The organism is Pseudomonas syringae (assembly GCF_021605415.1).
Taxonomy (GTDB): Bacteria; Pseudomonadota; Gammaproteobacteria; order Pseudomonadales; family Pseudomonadaceae; genus Aquipseudomonas; species Aquipseudomonas syringae_S.
The window spans coordinates 125,958-148,808 of the sequence record NZ_WKEQ01000011.1 but is presented as its reverse complement, the minus strand read 5'-3'; the positions used below and the strand labels follow the sequence as shown (position 1 = coordinate 148,808).

General features: G+C 59.1%; 22 protein-coding genes. 12 read left to right on the top strand and 10 right to left on the bottom strand.

The annotated features are described in order from the left end of the window. Nucleotides 1-5 precede the first annotated feature (5 nt). The 3 genes from GIW69_RS10730 (at nt 6) to GIW69_RS10720 (ending at nt 5,485) form a co-directional block, all read left to right on the top strand. Entirely contained in the window at nt 6-1,106 is a 1,101-nt protein-coding gene (locus GIW69_RS10730) for a DUF1513 domain-containing protein (RefSeq protein WP_236482382.1), read from the top strand. A gap of 181 nt (nt 1,107-1,287) precedes the next feature. Beyond that, nucleotides 1,288-2,436 carry an efflux RND transporter periplasmic adaptor subunit gene (locus tag GIW69_RS10725; protein ID WP_236482380.1) on the top strand — a complete coding sequence of 383 codons (1,149 nt, stop codon included), beginning with the start codon at nt 1,288-1,290 and terminating at the stop codon, nt 2,434-2,436. Between the two features lie 13 nt (nt 2,437-2,449). Then, on the top strand, nt 2,450-5,485 hold the full coding sequence (locus GIW69_RS10720) for a multidrug efflux RND transporter permease subunit (RefSeq protein WP_236482378.1): 3,036 nt from the start codon (nt 2,450-2,452) through the stop codon (nt 5,483-5,485). Nucleotides 5,486-5,654: 169 nt separating this feature from the next. On the opposite strand, the gene GIW69_RS10715 is transcribed toward GIW69_RS10720, so the two are convergent. The 5 genes from GIW69_RS10715 to GIW69_RS10695 all read right to left on the bottom strand — a co-directional run bounded on the left by GIW69_RS10715 (nt 5,655) and on the right by GIW69_RS10695 (nt 9,368). Then, entirely contained in the window at nt 5,655-5,873 is a 219-nt protein-coding gene (locus tag GIW69_RS10715) for a hypothetical protein (RefSeq protein ID WP_236482376.1), read from the bottom strand. 2 nt (nt 5,874-5,875) lie between these two features. Next, nucleotides 5,876-6,589, bottom strand: coding sequence for a lipopolysaccharide kinase InaA family protein (locus GIW69_RS10710; protein ID WP_236482375.1), 714 nt, complete (start codon nt 6,587-6,589; stop codon nt 5,876-5,878). A gap of 3 nt (nt 6,590-6,592) precedes the next feature. Beyond that, on the bottom strand, nt 6,593-7,261 hold the full coding sequence (locus tag GIW69_RS10705; protein ID WP_236482373.1) for a class I SAM-dependent methyltransferase: 669 nt from the start codon (nt 7,259-7,261) through the stop codon (nt 6,593-6,595). Between the two features lie 159 nt (nt 7,262-7,420). Continuing rightward, nucleotides 7,421-8,695, bottom strand: coding sequence for a sensor histidine kinase (locus GIW69_RS10700; protein ID WP_236482371.1), 1,275 nt, complete (start codon nt 8,693-8,695; stop codon nt 7,421-7,423). Then, nucleotides 8,685-9,368: a response regulator transcription factor gene (locus GIW69_RS10695; RefSeq protein ID WP_201236988.1), complete on the bottom strand. Its 684-nt coding sequence runs from the start codon at nt 9,366-9,368 to the stop codon at nt 8,685-8,687. The genes GIW69_RS10700 and GIW69_RS10695 overlap by 11 nt, the downstream gene beginning before the upstream one ends. Before the next feature lie 220 nt (nt 9,369-9,588). Here GIW69_RS10695 and GIW69_RS10690 point away from each other — a divergent pair, with 220 nt between their 5' ends. Beyond that, on the top strand, nt 9,589-10,332 hold the full coding sequence (locus tag GIW69_RS10690; protein WP_236482370.1) for a phosphatase PAP2 family protein: 744 nt from the start codon (nt 9,589-9,591) through the stop codon (nt 10,330-10,332). A gap of 187 nt (nt 10,333-10,519) precedes the next feature. On the opposite strand, the gene groL is transcribed toward GIW69_RS10690, so the two are convergent. The 4 genes from groL to GIW69_RS10670 all read right to left on the bottom strand — a co-directional run bounded on the left by groL (nt 10,520) and on the right by GIW69_RS10670 (nt 14,022). Beyond that, nucleotides 10,520-12,166 carry a chaperonin GroEL gene (gene groL, locus GIW69_RS10685; protein ID WP_236482368.1) on the bottom strand — a complete coding sequence of 549 codons (1,647 nt, stop codon included), beginning with the start codon at nt 12,164-12,166 and terminating at the stop codon, nt 10,520-10,522. Nucleotides 12,167-12,215: 49 nt separating this feature from the next. After that, complete coding sequence (locus GIW69_RS10680; RefSeq protein WP_236482366.1) at nt 12,216-12,509, bottom strand: co-chaperone GroES; 294 nt, start codon at nt 12,507-12,509, stop codon at nt 12,216-12,218. 236 nt (nt 12,510-12,745) lie between these two features. Beyond that, nucleotides 12,746-13,225, bottom strand: a complete 480-nt coding sequence (locus tag GIW69_RS10675; protein ID WP_236482364.1) for an FxsA family protein — start codon at nt 13,223-13,225, stop codon at nt 12,746-12,748. Between the two features lie 65 nt (nt 13,226-13,290). Next, nucleotides 13,291-14,022 (bottom strand): HugZ family pyridoxamine 5'-phosphate oxidase, encoded by a 732-nt coding sequence (locus GIW69_RS10670; RefSeq protein ID WP_236482362.1) that lies wholly within the window; start codon nt 14,020-14,022, stop codon nt 13,291-13,293. A 165-nt stretch (nt 14,023-14,187) separates the two neighbouring features. Here GIW69_RS10670 and GIW69_RS10665 point away from each other — a divergent pair, with 165 nt between their 5' ends. Beyond that, nucleotides 14,188-14,946, top strand: coding sequence for an SDR family oxidoreductase (locus tag GIW69_RS10665; protein WP_236482361.1), 759 nt, complete (start codon nt 14,188-14,190; stop codon nt 14,944-14,946). Nucleotides 14,947-15,014: 68 nt separating this feature from the next. Here the strand turns inward: GIW69_RS10665 and apbC are convergent, their stop codons facing one another. Further along, nucleotides 15,015-16,109 (bottom strand): iron-sulfur cluster carrier protein ApbC, encoded by a 1,095-nt coding sequence (gene apbC / locus GIW69_RS10660; protein WP_236482359.1) that lies wholly within the window; start codon nt 16,107-16,109, stop codon nt 15,015-15,017. 223 nt (nt 16,110-16,332) lie between these two features. On the opposite strand from apbC, the gene metG reads away from it, so the two are divergent. The 7 genes from metG to nth all read left to right on the top strand — a co-directional run bounded on the left by metG (nt 16,333) and on the right by nth (nt 22,813). Continuing rightward, nucleotides 16,333-18,384: a methionine--tRNA ligase gene (metG, locus tag GIW69_RS10655; RefSeq protein ID WP_236482357.1), complete on the top strand. Its 2,052-nt coding sequence runs from the start codon at nt 16,333-16,335 to the stop codon at nt 18,382-18,384. A gap of 130 nt (nt 18,385-18,514) precedes the next feature. Then, on the top strand, nt 18,515-19,084 hold the full coding sequence (locus tag GIW69_RS10650) for an Rnf-Nqr domain containing protein (RefSeq protein ID WP_236482355.1): 570 nt from the start codon (nt 18,515-18,517) through the stop codon (nt 19,082-19,084). Next, a complete protein-coding gene (gene rsxB, locus GIW69_RS10645) occupies nt 19,081-20,091 on the top strand; it encodes an electron transport complex subunit RsxB (RefSeq protein WP_236482354.1) in 1,011 nt (336 codons plus the stop codon). The genes GIW69_RS10650 and rsxB overlap by 4 nt, the downstream gene beginning before the upstream one ends. Beyond that, the gene (locus GIW69_RS10640) at nt 20,078-21,061 is read left to right on the top strand and encodes an RnfABCDGE type electron transport complex subunit D (RefSeq protein WP_236482352.1); all 984 of its coding nucleotides are present in this window, start codon (nt 20,078-20,080) and stop codon (nt 21,059-21,061) included. Before rsxB ends, GIW69_RS10640 begins: the two co-directional genes overlap by 14 nt. Next, nucleotides 21,058-21,663, top strand: a complete 606-nt coding sequence (locus GIW69_RS10635; protein WP_236482351.1) for an RnfABCDGE type electron transport complex subunit G — start codon at nt 21,058-21,060, stop codon at nt 21,661-21,663. The genes GIW69_RS10640 and GIW69_RS10635 overlap by 4 nt, the downstream gene beginning before the upstream one ends. Then, nucleotides 21,660-22,178 (top strand): Rnf-Nqr domain containing protein, encoded by a 519-nt coding sequence (locus GIW69_RS10630; RefSeq protein WP_236482350.1) that lies wholly within the window; start codon nt 21,660-21,662, stop codon nt 22,176-22,178. The genes GIW69_RS10635 and GIW69_RS10630 overlap by 4 nt, the downstream gene beginning before the upstream one ends. After that, on the top strand, nt 22,175-22,813 hold the full coding sequence (nth, locus tag GIW69_RS10625) for an endonuclease III (RefSeq protein WP_236482349.1): 639 nt from the start codon (nt 22,175-22,177) through the stop codon (nt 22,811-22,813). The genes GIW69_RS10630 and nth overlap by 4 nt, the downstream gene beginning before the upstream one ends. Nucleotides 22,814-22,851: the final 38 nt, after the last annotated feature.

Here is a 22,851-nt window from a genome sequence, read left to right as displayed (position 1 = left end):
CAGCCATGCTGCGACGCCAGGCTCTGACTTTAGGTAGTTTGCTGCTGGGAGCAGTGACATTGGGCGGCTGGACGCTGTTCAAGCGCAAGGACCAAAGCCCGCTGCTGCTGTCGGCTCGCGACGACACCGACGGCAAGCACTACGCCGTCGGGTATCGCCTGGACGGCACGCGTGTGTTTGCCACCGAAGTCGGCCAGCGCTGCCACGACATCATCAATCACCCGACGCTGTCGGTTGCGCTGTTCGTTGCCCGCCGACCGGGCACAGAAAGTTACTTGATCGACCTGCGCGATGGTGCGTTGCTGCAAACCGTGACGTCGCAACCGAACCGGCATTTCTACGGCCACGCGGTGATTCACAAGGACGGCGAATTTCTCTACGCCACCGAGAACGACACCACCGATCCGGGGCGCGGCTTGCTCGGGGTGTACCGGTTTGAAGGCGAGCGGCTGGTGCACAGCGGCGAGATTTCCACCCACGGGCTCGGCCCGCATCAGGTGTCATGGATGCCCGACGGCGAAACCCTGGTGGTGGCCAACGGCGGGATTCGTACCGAGGCGGAAAGCCGCGTCGACATGAACCTCAGTGCCATGGAGCCGAGCCTGGTGCTGATGCAACGTGACGGTACGCTGCTGAGCAAGGAAACCCTCGCCCAGCAGATGAACAGCGTGCGTCACCTGGGGATCGCCAGCGACGGCACCATCGTCGCCGGTCAGCAATTCATGGGGCCGTCCGATGAATCGTCGGAACTGCTCGCGATCAAACGCCCGGGCCAGCCATTCGTGGCGTTCCCGGTGCCGGAGCATCAGTTGCAGGCGATGGGTCATTACACCGCCAGCGTCGCGGTGCATAGCGATCTGCGCCTGGTCGCACTGACTGCGCCGCGTGGCAATCGCTTCTTCATCTGGGATCTGGACAGCGGCGAAGTGCGCCTCGATGCGCCGCTGCCCGATTGCGCGGGCGTCGGTGCGGTGCAGGACGGTTTTGTCGTGACCTCGGGCCAGGGACGCTGCCGTTACTACGATTGTCGGCAGGACACCTTGCTCGCCAAACCGCTGGAATTGCCGGCGGGGCTCTGGGACAACCATCTGCATTTGATGGCGTGATACACCTTTGAAAGATCGCAGCCTTCGGCAGCGCCTACAGGGGATTCGATTTCTACTGTAGGACCTGCCGCAGGCTGCGATCATTTGTATTCCTGGGGAAAAGTGCCAGTTGGAATCCCCCCTCTACTCGGAGTAATGTGCCCGCCTGTCTCACCTGATTTTCTCCAAGGAAATGGAAAATATGCTGCGTCGCCGCATGCTGATCATGTTGGGTGTTGTACTGCTGATTGTGTTGGTGCTGGCCGGGTACAAAGCCTTCTCGATCTACACAATGATCCAGGGTTTCTCCAAGCCGAAACCACCGATCAGTGTTGCCGTTGCCACAGCCGCCGAACGCCCGTGGCAGATGCGTCTGCCCACGGTCGGCACGCTCAAGGCGTTGCAAGGCGTCGATCTGAGCCTGGAAATCGCCGGCACGGTCACGGAGCTGAAGTTCGAGTCCGGGCAGAAGGTCAAAGCCGGACAGCCGTTGCTGCAACTCGACAGCGCCGTCGAACGTGCATTGCTGGAAACCGCCAAGGCTGATCTGGGCCTGGCGCAAGTGGATTTCGGTCGCGGCAGCCAACTGGTCGACAGCCGCGCCATTTCCAGGGGTGAGTTCGATCGCCTCTCCGCCGTCCTGCAAAAAAATAAAGCCACGGTCAATCAACTCAACGCCTCGCTGGCGAAAAAACGCATCGTCGCGCCTTTCAGCGGCACCATTGGTATCCGTCAGGTGGATGTCGGCGACTATCTCGCCAGCGGCACCCGCATCGCCACGCTGCAGGATCTGAGCAGTCTTTACGCCGACTTCTACGTCCCCGAGCAATCTGTCCCTAAACTGGCGATTGGCCAACCGGTGCAGATCAGTGTGGCGGCCTACCCCGGCGAACACTTCCCCGGCAAGATCAGCGCGATCAACCCCATCGTCGAAAGCACCACGCGCAATGTGCTGGTACGCGCCACACTGGGCAATCCCGACAGCAAATTGTTGCCGGGCATGTTCACCAGCCTGGAAGTACTGCTGCCCAATCCGCAACAGCGCATCGTGGTGCCGGAAAGCGCGATCACCTATACCCTCTACGGCAACTCCATGTACGTGGTCGGGCAGAAGAAAGCCGAGGATGGCACTGTCCAGAACGATGACAAGGGCCAGCCGATACTCATCGCTGAACGTCGTTTCATCGAAACCGGCGAGCGCCGCGATGGCCTGGTGATGATCAACAAGGGCGTGCAAAGCGGCGAACAGGTGGTGACGGCCGGCCAGATAAAACTGGACAGCGGCGCCCACATCGCCATCAGCGACGACAAGACCCTCGGCGAGCAGAACAGTCCGCCTCGCGCGGATTGATCAAGGAATCCCCATGGCTTTTACCGACCCGTTCATCCGCCGCCCGGTGCTCGCCACCGTGGTCAGCCTGCTGATTGTGTTGCTGGGCTTTCAGGCGTGGAGCAAGCTGCCGCTACGCCAATACCCGCAAATGGAAAACGCCCTGATCACGGTGACCACCGCTTATCCCGGGGCCAACGCCGAAACCATTCAGGGCTACATCACCCAGCCGATGCAGCAGAGCCTGGCCAGCGCCGAAGGCATCGACTACATGACCTCGGTCAGTCGGCAGAACTTTTCGGTGATTTCGATCTACGCGCGCATAGGCTCCAATAGCGACCGTTTGTTCACCGAACTGCTCGCCAAGGCCAACGAGGTCAAGAACAAGCTGCCTCAGGACGCCGAAGACCCGGTGCTGAGCAAAGAATCCGCAGATGCCTCGGCGCTGATGTACATCAGTTTCTTCAGCAAAGAACTGAACAACCCACAGATCACCGATTACCTGTCACGGGTGATCCAGCCAAAACTGGCGACGCTGCCGGGCATGGCCGAGGCGGAAATTCTCGGCAACCAGGTGTTTGCCATGCGCCTGTGGCTCGACCCGGTGAAGCTCGCCGGTTTTGGCCTCAGCGCCAGTGACGTGACCGATGCGGTGCGCCGATACAACTTCCTCTCCGCCGCCGGAGAAGTGAAAGGCGAATATGTCGTCACCAGCATCAACGCCAACACCGAACTGAAAACCGCCGAAGCATTCGCCGCCATTCCATTGAAAGTCGACGGCGATAGCCGTGTCTTGCTCAGCGACGTGGCGCGGGTCGAGATGGGCGCGGAAAACTACGACACCATCAGCTCCTTCGGCGGCACGCCGTCGGTGTACATCGGCATCAAGGCTACCCCGGCGGCGAACCCGCTGGAGGTGATCAAGGAAGTGCGCAAGATCATGCCGGAGCTGGAAGCCCAGCTGCCGCCGAATCTCAAGAGCGAGATCGCCTACGACGCCACGCTGTTCATTCAGGCATCCATCGACGAGGTGGTGAAAACCCTGTTCGAAGCCGTGCTGATCGTCATCGTCGTGGTGTTTCTGTTCCTCGGTGCGCTGCGCTCGGTGGTGATCCCGGTGGTGACCATTCCACTGTCGATGATCGGCGTGATGTTCTTCATGCAGATGATGGGCTACTCGATCAACCTGCTGACGTTGCTGGCAATGGTGCTGGCCATCGGTCTGGTGGTGGACGACGCCATTGTCGTGGTGGAAAACATTCACCGACACATGGAGGAAGGCAAGACGCCGTTCGAGGCCGCGCTGGAAGGTGCCCGGGAAATCGCCATGCCGGTGGTGTCGATGACCATCACGCTGGCGGCGGTGTATGCGCCAATCGGTTTCCTTACGGGACTGACCGGCGCGCTGTTCAAGGAGTTCGCCCTGACGCTGGCGGGTGCAGTGGTAATTTCAGGCATCGTCGCGCTGACCCTGTCGCCGATGATGTGTGCCTTGTTGCTGCGCCATGATGAAAACCCCAGCGGTCTGGCGCATCGCCTCGATCTGATTTTCGAAAGTCTCAAGCGCCGCTATCGTTCGATGTTGCATGGCACCCTCGACACGCGGCCGGTGGTGTTGGTGTTTGCGGTGATCGTGCTGTGCCTGATTCCCGTGCTGCTCAAATTCACCAAGTCGGAACTGGCACCGGACGAAGACCAGGGCATCATTTTCATGATTGCCAACGCGCCACAGCCGACCAACCTTGATTACCTGAACGCGTACACCGACGAGTTCATCAATATCTTCAAAGCGTTTCCCGAGTATTACTCATCGTTCCAGATCAACGGCTACAACGGCGTGCAGTCCGGCATTGGCGGGTTCCTGCTCAAACCGTGGAACGAGCGTGACCGCACGCAGATGCAGATCCTTCCAGAAGTGCAGGGCAAGCTCGAAAGCATTCCCGGCCTGCAGATCTTCGGTTTCAACCTGCCCTCCCTGCCCGGCACCGGCGAAGGTCTACCGTTCGAATTTGTAATCAACACCGCCAACGATTACGAATCCCTGCTCCAGGTGGCCGACCGGATCAAGAAGCGCGCGATGGAATCAGGCAAGTTCGCCTTCGTCGATATCGACCTGGCATTCGACAAGCCGGAAGTGGTGGTCGATATCGACCGCGCAAAAGCGGCGCAGATGGGCGTGTCGATGCAGGATCTGGGCGGCACGCTGGCGACGCTGTTGGGTGAGGCCGAAATCAACCGTTTCACCATCGAAGGACGCAGCTACAAAGTCATCGCTCAGGTCGAACGGCCCTACCGCGACAATCCGGACTGGCTGAACAACTATTACGTGAAGAACACTCAGGGTGAGTTGCTGGCCTTGTCGACCTTGATCACCGTCACGGATCGGGCCCGACCGCGTCAACTCAATCAGTTCCAGCAACTCAACGCGGCGAAGCTGTCTGGCTTCCCGCTGGTGAGCATGGGCGAAGCCATCGACAGCGTGTTGCAGATCGCCCAGGAAGAAGCACCGGCGGGGTTTGCCTTTGACTATGGCGGTGCGTCCCGACAGTTCGTGCAGGAAGGCAGTGCATTGTGGGTCACGTTTGCACTGGCGCTGGCGATCATTTTCCTGGTGCTGGCAGCGCAGTTCGAGAGTTTCCGGGATCCGCTGGTGATTCTGGTGACTGTGCCGCTGTCGATTTGCGGGGCCTTGATTCCGCTGTTCCTGGGCTGGTCGAGCATGAACATTTATACCCAGGTCGGCCTGGTGACGCTGATCGGGCTGATCAGCAAGCACGGGATCCTGATCGTCGAATTCGCCAATCAGTTGCGCAAGGAAAAGGGTCTCACGCCCCGGGAGGCTGTGGAGGAAGCGGCGGCGATTCGCCTGCGCCCGGTACTGATGACGACGGCGGCGATGGTATTCGGCATGGTGCCGCTGATTCTCGCCGGTGGTGCGGGAGCGGTCAGCCGTTTCGATATCGGGACGGTGATTGCCACGGGCATGTCGATCGGGACGCTGTTCACCCTGTTTGTATTGCCTTGCGTTTACACGCTGCTGGCGAAACCGGATGCCAAGGACCATCGATAACCCGTGGGAACGAGCCTGCTCGCGAAGAGGCCGGCACATTCAACATCACTGTTGCCTGAGCTGGCGCTTTCGCGAGCAGGCTCGCTCCTACAATGGTTCTTGGAGCATTCAAAATGCGGAAAAAAAAGGCCTCGCAGATGTGAGGCCTTTTATGTGGGTTTCAACCGCTTCAACTTTGCGGCCTCATCCCTTGGGACAGCCCGAACATGAACAGCAACAGATCATGATCCGGTTGGGTCGCCGCGGAAGCTTTCGCTACCCGTGGTGCCGGGCAATGGGCATCGGCGCCGATTACCTGCATACGAGGCTGCTCCCACGCAGCCATCGCCAATGACGCAACTGCCAAGGCTCCTACCAGAAACACACCTCGTGCAATTTCGAGTTTCATCGCTATAAACCTTTGATAGCGCTGCCAAACGCCGTCTCATAAAAGTAGACGAGTTTTTTCCAGTCGCTATCGCTGAACGACGAATGGCGACGTAATTGCTTCATGTCGTGGGAAGCGGCGCGATAAGCGGTCAGACGTTGCCGGCACTTTTCGAGATCAATCAGCGCTACCTCGACGTTCGCGGCATCACCTTCTCCGGTAACCCGCACAAAGACATGCTTGATGTAGATGCAGCTGTGCTGCCAGCGGCCCTTGTGCATGCGCGCAAGGTTGTCGGCCATGTCTTTCAGGACACGCTCGTGCACTGCTTCGCCGTACTGCTCACGACCGCCTGCGGCGAGCCAGTGTTGGTATTCCTGAAAGCCGTCCAGGGATTTGGTGACAAGCAGTGCCCGCCACTTGTGCACAGGATCGGCCTGCGCACCGCAAAAGACGATTTCCGGTACCCGCACGCCGAGCTTGCTGACGCCGGTCAGCGCATCCAGCTCGCGCAACACGGTCGGACGGCCGAACGGGTGCAACCAACTGCGGTAAATATGCCCGGTCTGGCGCTTGGCATACAGTAACTGGCCATCACGGCCCACGACTCGTTGCACACCACTTTCTCCGCCACGGCGAACATTGGGCTCTTCTACCCATTCACCGTGCTGGTTCCAGTAGTAGTCGAATCGATCCTGGGGAGCGACGTCCGTTTCTGCTGCTAATTGCACCGCCATTTCCTACCTCTTGCGTAATACGTAAACCCGCCACATGGCATAGAGCGGAATAAAGTCCAGTTGTTCCTGAATTCGGAAACCGGCTTCCTCAAATTCTTTTTCGACCGTAGCAGCCGGTAACACAAAACGGTTTTGGTAACCTTCCTGCCCACGTTTTGCCTCGGAGCGCTTGCGCTTCCAGGCCTTGAAATTGCCGTCCACCCACAGCGAAATGATCACGCTGTCACGGGTGACACGTTGAAACTCACGCAGGATGGCCCGTCGATGCTCGGCTTCACCGATGTGATGGAGCAAACGCATGCAGAAAATGCTATCGACGGCGTTATCAGGCAAGGCAATGTCGAATGCAGACGTGTGCAAGGGTTGTACCCGTTTCACTACATCCGCCGGTTGCGCCTGCATGGCGATCTTGATCATTGACTCGGAATTATCCGCGCCGATGATGACCCGATTGGGTTTTTCCGCCAGCAAGGGCCAGAAACGCCCGGCGCCGCACGGCAGATCCAGCACCAATCCTGGCTCACCCACCAGTGCCAAAGCCTTACGCGCCAACTGCCCGTCCCGCCAATGGGACAACTTACGACCCAATCCGTCCTGGTGCTTGCGCAAATATTTCTGCGCATGCTGATCGTCATACTTTTCGGAAAAATCGAGCTTTATCGGGCCGGCCATTACCAGGACTCCTGAATTACTGATGGCGCTACCTTAATCAGCAGCGTGTCAGCGTCAGGTCATCGCTTTGTGAAAAAAACGTCATGTAAACGGCGCAATTATTTCAACGTTATGCAGTATGCGGACAGCAAACCGGGTCATGCCTGCTTACAGACGCCATCAACCTTCGCCGAGGTTCACTTCAAAGCGGCAGCCATTTGGCTCCATGGTACTCAGGCTCACCGTCCAGCCCTGGTTTTCGCAGATGCGCTGCACCAGCGACAATCCCAGCCCCAGACCCTCACCGCGCTTTTCCGCACCGCGCACGAAAGGTTCGAACATTGCTTCACGTTTTTCTTCGGGAATGCCAACGCCCGAGTCCTCGACGACGAATCCGCTGCTGGTCAGCGTCAGGCGAATGAAGCCGTGCTCGGTGTAGTGCAACGCGTTGCGCAACAGGTTACCCATCACAGCGTTCAGCAACGTCGCGTTGTATCGAGTATCGGGCGGGTTACCCGGCTCGAAACCCAGACTCAGCCCCTTGTTTTCGATCGGCGTGCGCCACAGGCATAAAAGATTATCGGCCACCTGCGACAGATTCTGCTGAGGCGCCACCCCGGCATCTTCGTGTTGAGCGCGGGCCAGCATCAGGAAGGTCTGCACCAGCTCACGCATTTCCTCGCAGGCCCTGGCGATGCGTTCGACCTGCGCCCGTCCGCGCTGGTCGAGGCCTGGATTCACCAGCAGTAGCTCGCAGGAACTGGCCAGCACCATCAACGGCGTGCGCAGTTCGTGGCTGACGTCGCTGGTAAACAGACGCTCGCGAGTCAGCGCCTGGCGCAGGCGGCCCAACGTGGCGTCGAACGCCACTGCCAGTTCACCCACTTCGTCGGCGGCATAGTCCGGCGCCAACGGCGGCGCCAGCCCCAGCAATTGGTCACGATGACGCACCTGCCGGGCCAGTCGCACCACCGGCGCCATCACCTTGCGCGCCAACCCCCAGCCAAGAAACACCGCCAATGCAAGGCTGAGCACGAAACCCACCAGCACCACGGCGAACAAAACTCGCTCACGCTCTTCGAAATCGCTCTGATCCTGGAGCAGTACGTATCGCCGGCCATCGACCACCTCAACCATCGCGTGATACGACAGCTGCTCACGAAAGACTTCATGGAAACCCGGATCCAGGTGCCGCAGATCCTTGGGCAGATCGAAATCGCCCGGCCCGCCGCTGAAATAAAACAACTGATCCGGCTCCGGGCGATGGCTCCAGTCGGACACGTTGTCCATCAACAACAGACGCTGCAAATCGCCACCAAGACCGGCGGAAATGAGTTTCTCCTCCACCAGGTGCACCGTCGCGACAATGCCCATCGCGAAAGCACCGGCCACCAGAGCGCTCATCAGCGCAAAAGCGATGATGATCCGCTGAGAAAGGCTTTGCTTAAACTCCATCACGACCCTCGGCCAAGCGATAACCCACGCCGTGCACGGTGTGCAGCAAAGGCTTGGCGAACGGTTTGTCGATCACTTGGCGCAATTGGTGGACGTGGCTGCGCAGGCTGTCGCTGTCCGGACAATCGTCGCCCCACAGCGCTTCTTCGAGAATCTCCCGACGCAAGACGTGCGGGCTTTTCTGCATCAACACGGCAAGCAGTTTGAGGCCGACCGGGTTGAGTTTCAAAAACTTGCCTTCTCGAGTCACTTCCAGTGTGTCGAGATCGTAATTCAGGTCGCCAACCTGCAAGGCCCGGCGCCCACCGCCCTGGGTACGGCGCATGACCGCTTCGACCCGCGCCGCCAGCTCGGACAACGCGAACGGCTTGACCAGATAATCGTCAGCCCCGGACTTGAAGCCCTGCAAGCGGTCGTCCAGTTGATCCCGGGCGGTGAGCATGATCACCGGCGTGTCGCGGCGGGCGTCCTCGCGCAGGCGCTTGCACAGGGTGTAGCCGTCGATGCCAGGCAACATGATGTCGAGCACGATCAGGTCGTAATGTTCGGTGGCCGCCAGATGCAGGCCCGACAGACCGTCCTGGGCGCAATCGACCGTATAGCCTTTCAGGCCCAGGTAGTCGGCCAGATTGGCCAGAATGTCGCGGTTGTCTTCAACCAATAAAATTCGCATCGGCACCTCCTCCGTTCACGGTTACGGCCGTCGTGGCCCGCGCAGCTTAAGGCCAAGCGTGGCTCAGGGCTAGGCGTGTATGGGTTGTTTGAGCGCATTCATGCACTTTGCAGCGCTTCACGTTTTTTTCACTCTCGGTCGACAAATCACCTACAGAGGCGCGAGCAGAATCCGCGCGGTTGCGCACTTCAGCACACATCTACCGATCAAGGAATCGCCCATGGCGTCGACCATTGCCCGCCCCGCTCCCAGGCCTTTGAACTTCTGGCTAGCCTTGGGGATACCCGTTGCAGCAGCAATCATTCTGTTGCTGCTGGAAATGACCGATCTGGACATGTTCCTCGCCACAAAATTTTACGATCCGGCTGCTGGCGACTTCATCGGGCGCCATAGCTATTTCCTCGAAGACATCCTCCACGACCGCGCCAAACAGCTCGTGATTGGCTTTTCGGTGCTGGCCATTGTCGGTTTCGTCGGTTCGTTTTTCATGGAACGCCTCAAACCGTTCAAACGGGAACTGGGCTGCCTGGTGTTGTCACTGGGCCTGGCGACTTCGTTCGTCACGCCGGTCAAGGCCGTGACGGCGGTGCAATGCCCATGGAGCCTGGAACAATTCGGCGGGCATGAGACTTATAGCAAACTGCTCGACCATCGCCCCGAAACCGACAAGCCCGGACGTTGCTGGCCGGGCGGACATGCGGCCACCGGGTTTACCCTGTTTGCATTGTTCTTCGTCCTGCGTGACCGCAAACCGAAACTGGCGCGCAAGGCGTTTATCTTTGCCTTTGCGCTGGGCACAGTCTTTTCCGTGAGCCGGATGATGCAAGGCGCGCACTTTTTTTCGCACAACGTGTGGACGGCGATTTTCTGCTGGCTGATTTGTCTGGGGTCGTATTACTGGGTGCTGTATCGCCCGGCGGCGAAAGACGAATCGGTGGTCAACGCACAACCGGTCAGCGTCTGAACTGATGCCATCGCTGGCAAGCCAGCTCCCACAGTGTTCACTGTTGCTCATAGCATCTGTGAACACTGTGGGAGTCTGGCTTGCCAGCGATGGCCGCGCCTCGGGTAAAGGTGAACATCAAGTCGGAGGCAATAAAAAACCCCGCTGGCTTTCGCCAGCGGGGTTTTGCGTTACGGGTAAGGCTGGCTTACATCATGCCGCCCATGCCACCCATGCCGCCCATGTCTGGCATGCCACCACCAGCGCCACCGTCTTTCTTCGGTGCTTCGGCAATTGCAGCTTCGGTGGTCAGGATCAGACCGCCGATCGACGATGCAGCTTGCAGCGCGGAACGAGTCACCTTGGTTGGATCCAGGATGCCCATTTCGATCATGTCGCCGTATTCGCCAGTCGCAGCGTTGTAACCGAAGTTACCTTTGCCGTTCTTGACTTCGTTGACCACAACGCTTGGCTCGTCACCGCTGTTGGCAGCGATCTGACGCATCGGTGCTTCAACGGCGCGACGCAGAACAGCGATACCCACGTCCTGATCGGCGTTGTCGCCTTTCAGGTCAAGGATGGCTTCCAGAGCGCGGATCAGCGCTACGCCACCGCCAGGTACCACGCCTTCTTCAACGGCTGCGCGGGTTGCGTGCAGGGCGTCTTCAACGCGGGCTTTCTTCTCTTTCATTTCAACTTCGGAACCGGCGCCAACCTTGATCACTGCAACGCCGCCGGACAGCTTGGCCAGACGCTCTTGCAGTTTTTCACGGTCGTAGTCGGACGAAGTCTCGGCAACCTGTGCACGGATCTGAGCGATACGCGCCTGGATGTCGGTTTCAACGCCGGCACCGTCAACGATGATGGTGTTTTCCTTGGAGATGGTCACGCGCTTGGCGCTGCCCAGGTTTTCCAGGGTGGCGCTTTCCAGGCTCAGGCCGATCTCTTCGGAGATGACAGTACCGCCGGTCAGAACGGCGATGTCCTGCAGCATGGCCTTGCGACGGTCGCCGAAGCCTGGCGCCTTGACGGCTGCAACCTTGACGATGCCACGCATGTTGTTCACGACCAGAGTCGCCAGGGCTTCGCCTTCAACGTCTTCGGAAACGATCAGCAGTGGACGGCCGGCTTTGGCAACGGCTTCCAGCACTGGCAGCATTTCACGGATGTTCGAGATCTTTTTGTCGACCAGCAGGATCAGCGGGCTGTCCAGCTCGGCAACCATGGTCTCCGGCTTGTTGACGAAGTACGGGGACAGGTAGCCACGGTCGAACTGCATGCCTTCTACAACCGACAGTTCGTTTTCCAGGCCCGAGCCTTCTTCAACGGTGATCACGCCTTCTTTACCGACTTTTTCCATGGCTTCGGCAATGATGTCGCCGATGGAGTTGTCGGAGTTGGCGGAGATGGTGCCTACCTGAGCGATTGCCTTGGTGTCAGCGCATGGCTTGGACAGGTTTTTCAGCTCTTTGACAATGGCGATGGTCGCCTTGTCGATGCCGCGCTTCAGATCCATCGGGTTCATGCCGGCAGCGACGGCTTTCAGGCCTTCGTTGACGATCGACTGAGCCAGAACGGTAGCGGTAGTAGTACCGTCACCAGCGTCATCGTTGGCACGGGAGGCAACGTCTTTGACCAGCTGCGCGCCCATGTTTTCGAAGCGATCTTCGAGTTCGATTTCTTTGGCGACGGAAACGCCGTCCTTGGTGATGGTCGGAGCGCCGAAGCTCTTCTCGATGATCACGTTACGGCCTTTCGGGCCCAGAGTCGCTTTTACTGCGTCGGCCAGGACGTTGACACCGGTGAGCATTTTTTTGCGGGCGGAGTCGCCGAATTTAACTTCTTTAGCAGCCATGATCGATATTCCTTAAATACTTTGTAGTAACGGGAAAATGAGCGGGGAATCAGTCTTCCAGTACGGCGAGAATCTCGTTCTCAGCCATGACCAGCAGGTCTTCGCCGTCGACTTTCACAGTGTTGCTTCCGGAGTAAGGACCGAACACGACCTTGTCGCCGACTGTCACGGCCAGCGCACGTACGTCACCGTTTTCCAGAGTCTTGCCCGGGCCTGCAGCGACGATCACACCGTGGTTGGCTTTTTCAGCAGCCGAACCTGGCAGGACGATGCCGCCAGCGGTTTTCTTTTCTTCTTCGCTGCGACGGATGACGACGCGGTCATGCAAAGGACGAAGCTTCATTGTCGATCTCTCCTAATTGTGGTTTTCATCGGCCGGTGTAGTCCCCGGCGGGTTTAACAATCCGGCCTTCGCCGGTTGCGACTCGTCGAGCGAGTCGCGAAAGTCTGTCTGGCAAATGCCAGAAACCTTGCGGTGACCGATACATAAGGGCGCATAAGCTTATTACAAGGGCGAGGATGGAAAATTTTTCGCCCGAAACGAACACGGCACCCGAAGGTGCCGTGTCGAAACCGATGTTACTTGGAATCGCGATGCTCGAATTCGCCTTCGATCACATCACCCTCACGCCCCAAAGGCTGACGCGGAGCGGGACCGCCGCGAGGTTGTTGCAGGTCGTCGGCGAAGGCGCGTTGACGCATGGCGGCGTCTTCGGCGCGCTGGCGCATTTTATTGGCCAGCAGGCGACGGCTGAGCGGCAGCAACATGACCAGGCCGACCACATCGCTGATGAAGCCCGGCAGGATCAACAGACCGCCAGCCAATGCCAGCATCAAACCTTCAAGCATGGTCTGCGCCGGCAGTTCGCCACGGTTCAGGCTTTCACGGGCACGCAGCGCCGTGGCGAGGCCGGCGACGCGCAGCACGAAAACGCCGAACATCGAGCCGAGAATGACCAGCAGCAGGGCCGGGAAAAACCCGATAGAGCCTGCCACCTTGACGAATACGAACAGCTCCAGCACCGGAAACAGCAGAAAGAGCAACAAAAAAGGGCGCATCAAAGTTTCCTCAACGCAAGAAATGCCTTGCAGTAAGCCTTAGATGACGTCGCCCTTTCGTGAATTCAAGCGTCGGCCACTTCATTTTTTGGCCAATGCGTGGCGTGAGCCAGAGAAACCAAGGCTTCGCGCACTTGTGTCGGCGTATTACAAGGCGCCGGAAACGGCAGCCAGTACAGCGCCTGACCAATACGCAAATGCATGCCTTCAGTATCGATCCCGGCCATTTGCGCCGGCACGGTGTTCGGCAGACCGGCGAGTTCGACGTAATGGGCGATGGCTTTGGCGTGATCGCTGTTCATGTGCTCGACCATGCTGATCTCGGTCTTGCCGGCGAACGGATTGGTCAGGGTCAATTGATCGACCCAGTGGATCGCGCCGAAACCGCCGATGTAGCGGTGGCGTACCGGTGTCAGCACCCAGAAATCGAAATCGTGGGCCTTGTGATAGTTTTGCGAGTCGGGGAAATAGCGGTAGTAACGCTCGGCGGCGGCCTCGATGGCGGCCGGCTCTTCAAGTTTTTTTCCTTGCGCCAGATAGGTCAGGCGGCCTACGGCCTGCACATCATCAGCCTCGCGCTCACCGACCAGCAGCGAGCATTTCGGATCCTTTTGCAGGTTATGCGTGTGCTGTGCAATGCGGCTAATGAGGATAAGTGGTCGACCCTGCTCATCGAGACAGTAAGGCACCACGGAGCCAAACGGAAAACCGGGCATTGATTTGGAGTGGGTCGACAACACCCCACGGTATTCCTTGAGAAGCAATTCTCGGGCATTCTTGGCCGCTTCAACGCTCAATTTATGACTCCTTAAATAGAATCCGTCGAAAAAACGGACAGGCGCCTGGCGATAAGTTTCCAGTCGCGCCATCGGGGCAATTCTCATGTGCAGCCAGGCCATGTCGGGCGCAGATCGAGAGGCTCTCTAAAGGACACTACTCAGACCTGCTAAAGGGGCATGCCAATGCAACTCAACGACAAAGTAATCATTATCACGGGCGGTTGCCAGGGTTTGGGCCGCTCCATGGCCGAGTATTTCGCCGGCAAAGGCGCGAAACTGGCGCTGGTGGATTTGAACCAGGAAAAACTCGACGACGCTGTCGCGGCGTGCAAAGCCAAAGGCGTCGAAGCGCGCAGTTATCTGTGTAACGTCGCGAATGAAGAACAGGTCGAGCACATGGTTGCGCAGGTTGCTGAAGATTTCGGCGCGATCCACGGTTTGATCAACAATGCCGGGATCCTGCGTGATGGTCTGCTGCTCAAGGTCAAGGACGGCGAAATGACCAAGATGAGCCTGGCCCAATGGCAGGCAGTCATCGACGTCAACCTGACCGGCGTGTTCCTGTGCACCCGTGAAGTCGCGGCGAAAATGGTCGAGCTTAAAAACAGCGGTGCGATCATCAACATCTCGTCGATTTCCCGCGCAGGGAACGTCGGCCAGACCAACTACTCCGCTGCCAAGGCTGGTGTTGCTGCGGCGACAGTGACCTGGGCGAAAGAGCTGGCGCGTTACGGCATTCGCGTAGCGGGCATCGCTCCGGGCTTTATCGAAACCGAGATGACCCTGAGCATGAAGCCGGAGGCGCTGGAGAAGATGACTTCGGGAATTCCGCTCAAGCGCATGGGCAAACCGGAAGAAATCGCCCATTCGGCGGCGTATATCTTCGAGAACGACTACTACACCGGCCGGATTCTGGAGATGGATGGCGGGTTGCGCATCTAACCCCACCGCAAAACCGATGTGGGAGCGAACCTGCTCGCTCCCACAGGGTATTGCGTATTACGGATTGATCAATCGTCGCTGATGGTGATGTTCGGCATCGCCGGCGACGCGGCTTCCTGCAAGACGATCCGCGCGCCCACGTGGCGGGCGAGTTCCTGATAGACCATCGCGATCTGGCTGTCCGGCTCGGCGATCACCGTCGGTTTGCCGCCATCGGCCTGTTCACGGATCAGCATCGACAGCGGCAGCGAGGCCAGCAGTTCCACGCCGAACTGGGTCGCCAGTTTCTCACCGCCGCCCTCACCGAACAGATGCTCGGCATGGCCGCAGTTCGAACAGATGTGCACGGCCATGTTTTCCACCACGCCCAGCACCGGAATGTTGACCTTGCGGAACATTTCCACGCCTTTGCGCGCATCGAGCAGGGCCAGATCCTGTGGCGTCGTGACGATGACCGCGCCGGCGACCGGGACTTTCTGCGCCAGAGTCAACTGGATGTCGCCAGTGCCTGGCGGCATGTCGATGACCAGATAATCCAGATCACCCCACGCGGTTTGCGTAACCAGTTGCAGCAACGCGCCGGACACCATCGGCCCGCGCCAGACCATCGGCGTGTTGTCGTCGGTCAAAAACGCCATCGACATGACCTCGACGCCGTGGGCCTTGAGCGGCACGAACCACTTCTGATCCTTGATTTGTGGACGCGTGCCTTCGGGAATGCCGAACATGATGCCTTGGCTCGGGCCATAGATATCGGCGTCGAGAATGCCGACTTTGGCACCTTCACGGGCCAGCGCCAGCGCGAGGTTGGCAGCGGTGGTGGATTTACCCACACCGCCCTTGCCGGACGCCACGGCGACCACGTTCTTCACGTTGGCCAGGCCAGGGATTTGCGCCTGAGCCTTGTGCGCCGCGATCACGCTGGTGACGTCGACCCGCGCGATGACGACGCCTTCAAGGTTCTCGATGGCCAATTGCAGCAGTTGCGCCCAGCCGCTCTTGAACAGACCGGCGGCATAACCGATTTCCAGCTTCACGCTGACGCGGTCGCCCTCGATCTGGATGTCGCGCACGCAACCGGCGCTGACCGGATCCTGGTTCAGATAAGGGTCGGTGTACTGGCTGAGGACGGCTTCCACCGCTGCGCGAGTGACGGCACTCATGGGCAACTCCGATAACAATTCTGGGAAATGATGGCGGGTATCGTACCTGAAAAGATCGCAGCCTTCGGCAGCTCCTTGGGAGATCGGCGCACATCTGCTGGAGCTGGCGAAGGCCGCGATCTTTTCTGTCTGCTCATCCAGTGAAACAGGTGCACAGGGTGAAAAATATGCGCCAGCGCTTTATAGTGGCCGACCTCCGTTTCATCAAGTAGCGAAGCCCCACATGTCCGAACCACGCAAGATCCTCGTCACCAGCGCCCTGCCCTACGCCAACGGTTCGATTCACCTTGGCCATATGCTGGAATACATCCAGACCGATATGTGGGTGCGCTTCCAGAAACACCGTGGCAACCAATGCATTTACGTCTGCGCCGACGACGCCCACGGTTCGGCGATCATGCTGCGCGCGGAAAAGGAAGGCATCACCCCTGAACAACTGATCGCCAACGTACAGGCTGAACACAGCGCCGACTTTGCCGAGTTCCTGGTCGATTTCGACAATTTCCACTCCACTCACGCTGAAGAAAACCGTGAGCTGTCGAGCCAGATCTACCTGAAGCTGCGTGATGCCGGGCACATTGCCCAACGTTCGATCACCCAGTATTTCGACCCGGAAAAGAAAATGTTCCTGGCCGATCGCTTCATCAAGGGCACCTGCCCGAAATGCGGTACCGAAGACCAGTACGGCGACAACTGCGAAAAATGCGGTGCGACCTACGCGCCGACTGATCTGAAGGATCCGAAATCGGCGATTTCCGGCGCCACGCCTGTACTCAAGGATTCCCAGCACTTTTTCTTCAAGCTGCCGGATTTCCAGCAGATGTTGCAGACCTGGACACGCAGCGGCACCTTGCAGGACGCCGTCGCCAACAAGCTCGCCGAATGGCTGGACGCCGGCCTGCAACAGTGGGACATCTCCCGCGATGCGCCGTACTTCGGTTTCGAGATCCCGGGCGAGCCGGGCAAGTATTTCTACGTGTGGCTGGATGCGCCGATCGGCTACATGGCCAGCTTCAAGAACCTTTGCGACCGCACGCCGGAACTCGATTTCGACGCGTTCTGGGGCAAGGATTCCACCGCCGAGCTGTATCACTTCATCGGCAAGGACATCGTCAACTTCCACGCCCTGTTCTGGCCAGCGATGCTCGAAGGCGCCGGTTTCCGCAAGCCGACCGGGATCAATGTGCACGGTTACCTGACCGTCAACGGCCAGAAGATGTCCAAATCCCGCGGCACTTTCATCAAGGCCCGCACGTATCTGGATCATCTGTCGCCGGAATACCTGCGCTACTACTACGCCTCCAAACTGGGGCGTGGCGTCGATGACCTCGACCTGAACCTTGAAGACTTCGTGCAGAAGGTCAACTCTGACCTGGTCGGCAAAGTGGTCAACATCGCCAGCCGTTGCGCCGGTTTCATCAACAAAGGCAATGCCGGCGTGATGGTCGACAGCAATGCAGCGCCTGAACTGACCGAAGCGTTCCTCGCCGCCGCGCCAAGCATCGCCGATGCGTATGAAGCCCGCGACTTTGCCCGTGCCATGCGCGAAATCATGGGCCTGGCTGACCGCGCCAACGCGTGGATCGCCGATAAGGCACCGTGGTCGCTGAACAAGCAGGAAGGCAAACAGGATGAAGTCCAGGCGATCTGCGCCACCGGCATCAACCTGTTCCGCCAACTGGTGATCTTCCTCAAACCGGTGCTGCCGCTGCTGGCCGCCGATGCCGAGGCGTTCCTCAACGTCGCGCCGCTGACCTGGAACGATCACACCACCCTGCTGGCCAATCATCAGTTGAACGAGTTCAAGCCACTGATGACCCGCATCGACCCGGTAAAAGTACAAGCCATGTCCGACGCCTCGAAAGAAGACCTGACCGCCAGCCAGACCGACACCAGTGCAGCCGCCCCGGCAGGTAATGGCGAACTGACCAAGGATCCGCTGTCGGCGGAAATCGACTTCGACACCTTTGCTGCCGTCGACCTGCGCGTCGCACTGATCGTCAAGGCTGAACACGTGGAAGGCGCCGACAAGCTGCTGCGCCTGACCCTGGACATCGGTGATGAGCAACGCAACGTGTTCTCGGGGATCAAGAGCGCTTACCCGGATCCGTCCAAGCTTGATGGTCGCCTGACCATGATGATCGCCAACCTTAAGCCACGGAAAATGAAGTTCGGCATCTCCGAAGGCATGGTGATGGCAGCCGGCCCCGGCGGTGAAGAAATTTACCTGCTGAGCCCGGACAGCGGCGCCAAGCCGGGCCAGCGCATCAAGTAAGGCTTTGCGCGACAGCGATCCCACAGGCGTACCCCGTGCGCCTGTGGGATTTTTCATATCTGGCCCGCTCTCCACGCACGCCGGATAATGCCTAACCTTTAATGAAACGGGCCTTCCTGCCGGCAGAACCATGACCGACATCGTGCTTACGCTCATCAGTGCTGCGCTGATCAACAACCTCGTGTTGCATACGCCGCTGGGCGTCGATCCGCTATTGGCCGGCGAGCGGCGCCAAATGCATGCATTGGGGCTGGCGACACTGTGCCTGATGGTGATCGTCGGCACGCTCGGTTACGTGGTGTTTCACTGGCTGCTGGTGCCGTTACAACTGCAAGCGCTGCGGCTGTTCGTGTTTCTGCCGTTGAGCGTCTTGCTGATCGCGCCGTTGCTCAGGGGGTTGGGCCGCGCGCTGCCGACGCTGTCATTCGATGGCTTGTGGCCGTTGTTGCTGGGCAATGCCGGCGTGCTGGGTCTGGCGCTGACCAACGCGCAAAACGATCAAGGCTTGCTGCATGTCTTGGCGACAAGTCTTGGCGCCGGCCTCGGCTTCTGGCTGGTGCTGATTTTGTTCAATGATTTGCGCGCACGCACGAACGACAACGATATCCCACTGCCCTTTCGCGGCCTGCCGATCCAGTTGATCGGCGCTGGACTGATGGCCGTGGCTTTTCTCGGATTCAGTGGATTGATCAAAACATGAGTCTGATCCAATACATCGACGCCCTGCTGCCGCAGACCCAATGCGGCAAGTGCGGACATCCCGGATGCAAACCCTACGCCGAAGGCATTGCCAGCGGCGAACCAATCAACAAGTGTCCTCCGGGCGGCGACGAAACCATTCAAGCCCTGGCCGAACTGCTGAAAATACCCGTGCTTGAGCTGGACATCAGTCGCGGTTCAGCGCCTGCGCAAGTGGCGTTTATCCGTGAGGCCGAGTGCATTGGCTGCACCAAATGCATCCAGGCTTGCCCGGTGGATGCCATCGTCGGTGCGGCGAAGTTGATGCACACGGTGATCATCGACGAGTGCACCGGGTGCGACCTGTGCGTGGCGCCCTGTCCGGTGGATTGCATCGAGATGCACCCGCTACCGATCGGAACGCTACCGGTCGTCGGTGGATTGGCGGCCGATCTTGCGCAGATTCAGGCCCGCGCGGAAAAACGCAATCATGCACGTCAACGCTTCGAGCGACGCAATGCCCGACTGCTACGCGAAGAGCAACAGAAACAAGCCGAGCGTGAAGCCCGCGCGCAACGGGCAGCACAGACCGCAATCACCGCACTCAACCCGGTGCAGGCCGCGTTGGAGCGTGTGCGCGCACAAAAAACGGCGAACGCCGATGCGGCGGTGAAAAAAGCCAAAATCGACGTGGCCATGAGCCGCGCACAACTGCATAAATCCTTGAAAGCGTTCGGTCACCCGCCGACATTCGAACAGCAGTCGCAACTGATCGTACTTCAACAACAGTTCGAAGCGGCCGAACAGGCGCTGGCTGCGCTGGAACACAGCGCCGCGCCTGCGCCGATAAACGTTGCCCCTCCCGCGAAGGATGCGGAGCTGAAACGGGCGAAAATCCAGCTGGCCATGCGCCGCGCCGAACTGAGCAAACTCGAACGGGCAACCGACACGCCGAATGCCGACCTCGACGAAGCCCGCGCCCGGTTGCAGGAAGCCGAACGCCAGGTTGAAGCCCATGTTGCCCCTTGAGAGCGCGGACGAGCGACTGCAACAGGCGATGAAGCTTGTGCTCCTCGCCACATTGCCGGGGCTGCTGGCACTGGTCTGGTTTTACGGCTGGGGCGTGCTGATCAACCTGATCCTGTCGATTGCCACCGCATTGACCGTTGAAGCCGCTGTCACTCGCCTGCGTCAACAACCTTGGCTGCCAACGTTGACCGATGGCAGCGCAGTGGTCAGTGCCACGTTGCTGGCCGCCGCGCTACCGGCCTATTGCCCGTGGTGGCTGACCGTCTCGGCAATTGCCTCCGGGCTGTTGCTTGGCAAGCATCTGTATGGCGGCGTCGGCAAAAATCCATTCAATCCGGCCATGCTCGGTTTTGCACTGGTGATGGTGACGTTCCCGCAACCAATGACTCAATGGCCGGCTCACGGCATGGATCTGTGGCCGGCGCTACAGCATGTGTTCGGCTTCGGACAGGCGCCGGATGCGTGGGTTCAGGCCACGGCGCTGGACAGCTTGCGCATCAATAAAAGCCTGACCATGGACGAATTGTTTGCCGGTCAGACGGCGTTTGGCCGTTTCGGCGGGCATGGCGTGGAATGGGTGAATCTGGGGTTTCTTGCAGGGGGGCTGTTTCTGCTGCAACGCAAAGTGTTCGACTGGCACGCGCCGGTCGGCATGCTCGCCGGCCTGTTTCTCGTCAGCCTGCTGTGCTGGAACGGCTCGGGCTCCGACTCTCATGGCTCGCCGCTGTTTCACCTGTTGACGGGCGCGACCATGCTCGGGGCGTTTTTCATCATCACCGAACCGGTCTCGGGCGCGAAAAGTCGTCTTGCACGATTGCTGTTCGGAGTGGGCGCGGGATTACTGACCTATGTGATCCGCACATGGGGCGGTTATCCAGATGGCGTGGCATTTGCGGTGTTGCTGATGAATCTCTGCGTGCCGATGCTCGAACGTGTTGTCGCTGCCCGGCAAGCGCAGGCGATGCCATGAACCGCGCCGCAAACGTGACTGTTCTGTTATTGCTCGCAGCATTCGGCACGGGCTTGACCTACTGGGCGCAACGCAGCAACGCACCGCACATCGCCGCCGAGCAGCGCCTGCTCGACAGTCGCAAACTGTTGGACATGTTGCCGGCGGATGCTTATGACAATCAGCCGCTGGAACAAACGCTGCCAGTGCACGATATCGCCTTGAGCCACAGCACATTGGCGGGCGGTTATCTGGCCAGCAAAAACGGCCGCTCGGTCGCCGTGTTGCTGCGCAGCCAGACACAGGGTTATGACGGACTCATCGAACTGCTGATAGCCATTGATGCCAACGGCAAACTGCTCGGCGTCAAAACCTTACGGCAATCTGAAACCCCGGCGCTTGGCGGCCATCTTGGCGACTGGCCGAATGACTGGCTGCAAGCGTTTTCCGGCAAGTCGCTCGATGAGCCTGTGAGCGCTGGCTGGGCGTTGAAAAAGGATCAGGGGCAATTCGATCAGATCGCGGGAGCGACAATCACATCCCGCGCGACGATCGACGCCATCCACGATGCCCTGCGCTACTTTGATGAACATCGCGCGGCACTGCTCGGGGGTAAGCCATGAACAGATTCGCGACGCTGTCGAATTCTTTGATGTTAATGCTGCTGCTCGGTGCCAGCGACACATTGACTGGCGCGTTGGGGATGCTGGTGATGTTCGCCATCGTCAACGGGCTTTACGGTTTGTGCAGGTTGCCACTGCGTCTCAGAGAAATGACCAGCACCTTGGCCAGCGTGCTGATCGCCGCCACACTGACCAGTTGCGCCGAGATCGCGGCGCAACGCCTGTCCTTGCCGTGGTACCAACATTCAAGCCTGTATGCCGGGCTGATCGCTTTGCAGTGCGTCGTGCTGGAACATAACGGTTTCTACCGTCAGCCCTGGATTGAACGGCTGAAACTGTGCGGATTGTTCGCCGCACTGATGGTCGTTCTGGCCCTGCTGCGTGAGTGGCTGGGTCATGGTGCTCAGTGGGCAACCCAGATGTCCGGCGCGTTCATTCTGCTGGGACTGTTGCTCGCAATCTGGCAGGCCTTTACGCGCAAGTCGCTCCACCCCGAGGAAACGCATCGACCATGAATGCCGCAAAACGCCTGGAAATATTTCGCAGACTCCATGAGGACAACCCCGAGCCAAAAACTGAACTCGCGTACTCCTCACCTTTCGAGTTGTTGATCGCGGTCATCCTGTCGGCGCAATCGACCGACGTTGGCGTCAACAAGGCCACGGCAAAGTTGTACCCGGTGGCCAACACGCCGGCGGCCATTCATGCGCTGGGTGTCGAGGGATTGTCCGAGTACATCAAGACCATCGGTTTGTTCAACAGCAAGGCGAAGAACGTTATCGAGACCTGTCGGCTGCTGGTCGAGCGTCACGGCGGTGAAGTCCCGCAGACTCGGGAAGAACTTGAGGCGCTGCCCGGCGTCGGGCGCAAGACAGCCAATGTGGTGCTCAACACGGCTTTTCGCCAACTGACCATGGCCGTCGACACGCATATTTTTCGCGTCAGCAACCGTACTGGTATCGCACCGGGCAAAAATGTTGTTGAAGTGGAACAGAAGCTGATGAAGTTTGTGCCAAAAGAATTCCTCCTCGACTCCCATCACTGGCTGATCCTGCATGGCCGGTATGTATGCCTCGCGCGTAAGCCACGATGTGGCAGCTGCCGGATCGAAGACCTGTGCGAGTACAAACACAAAACGTCGGACGATTGACCCGCTATTAGGATTTACGATTATCGATTGAAAAAATC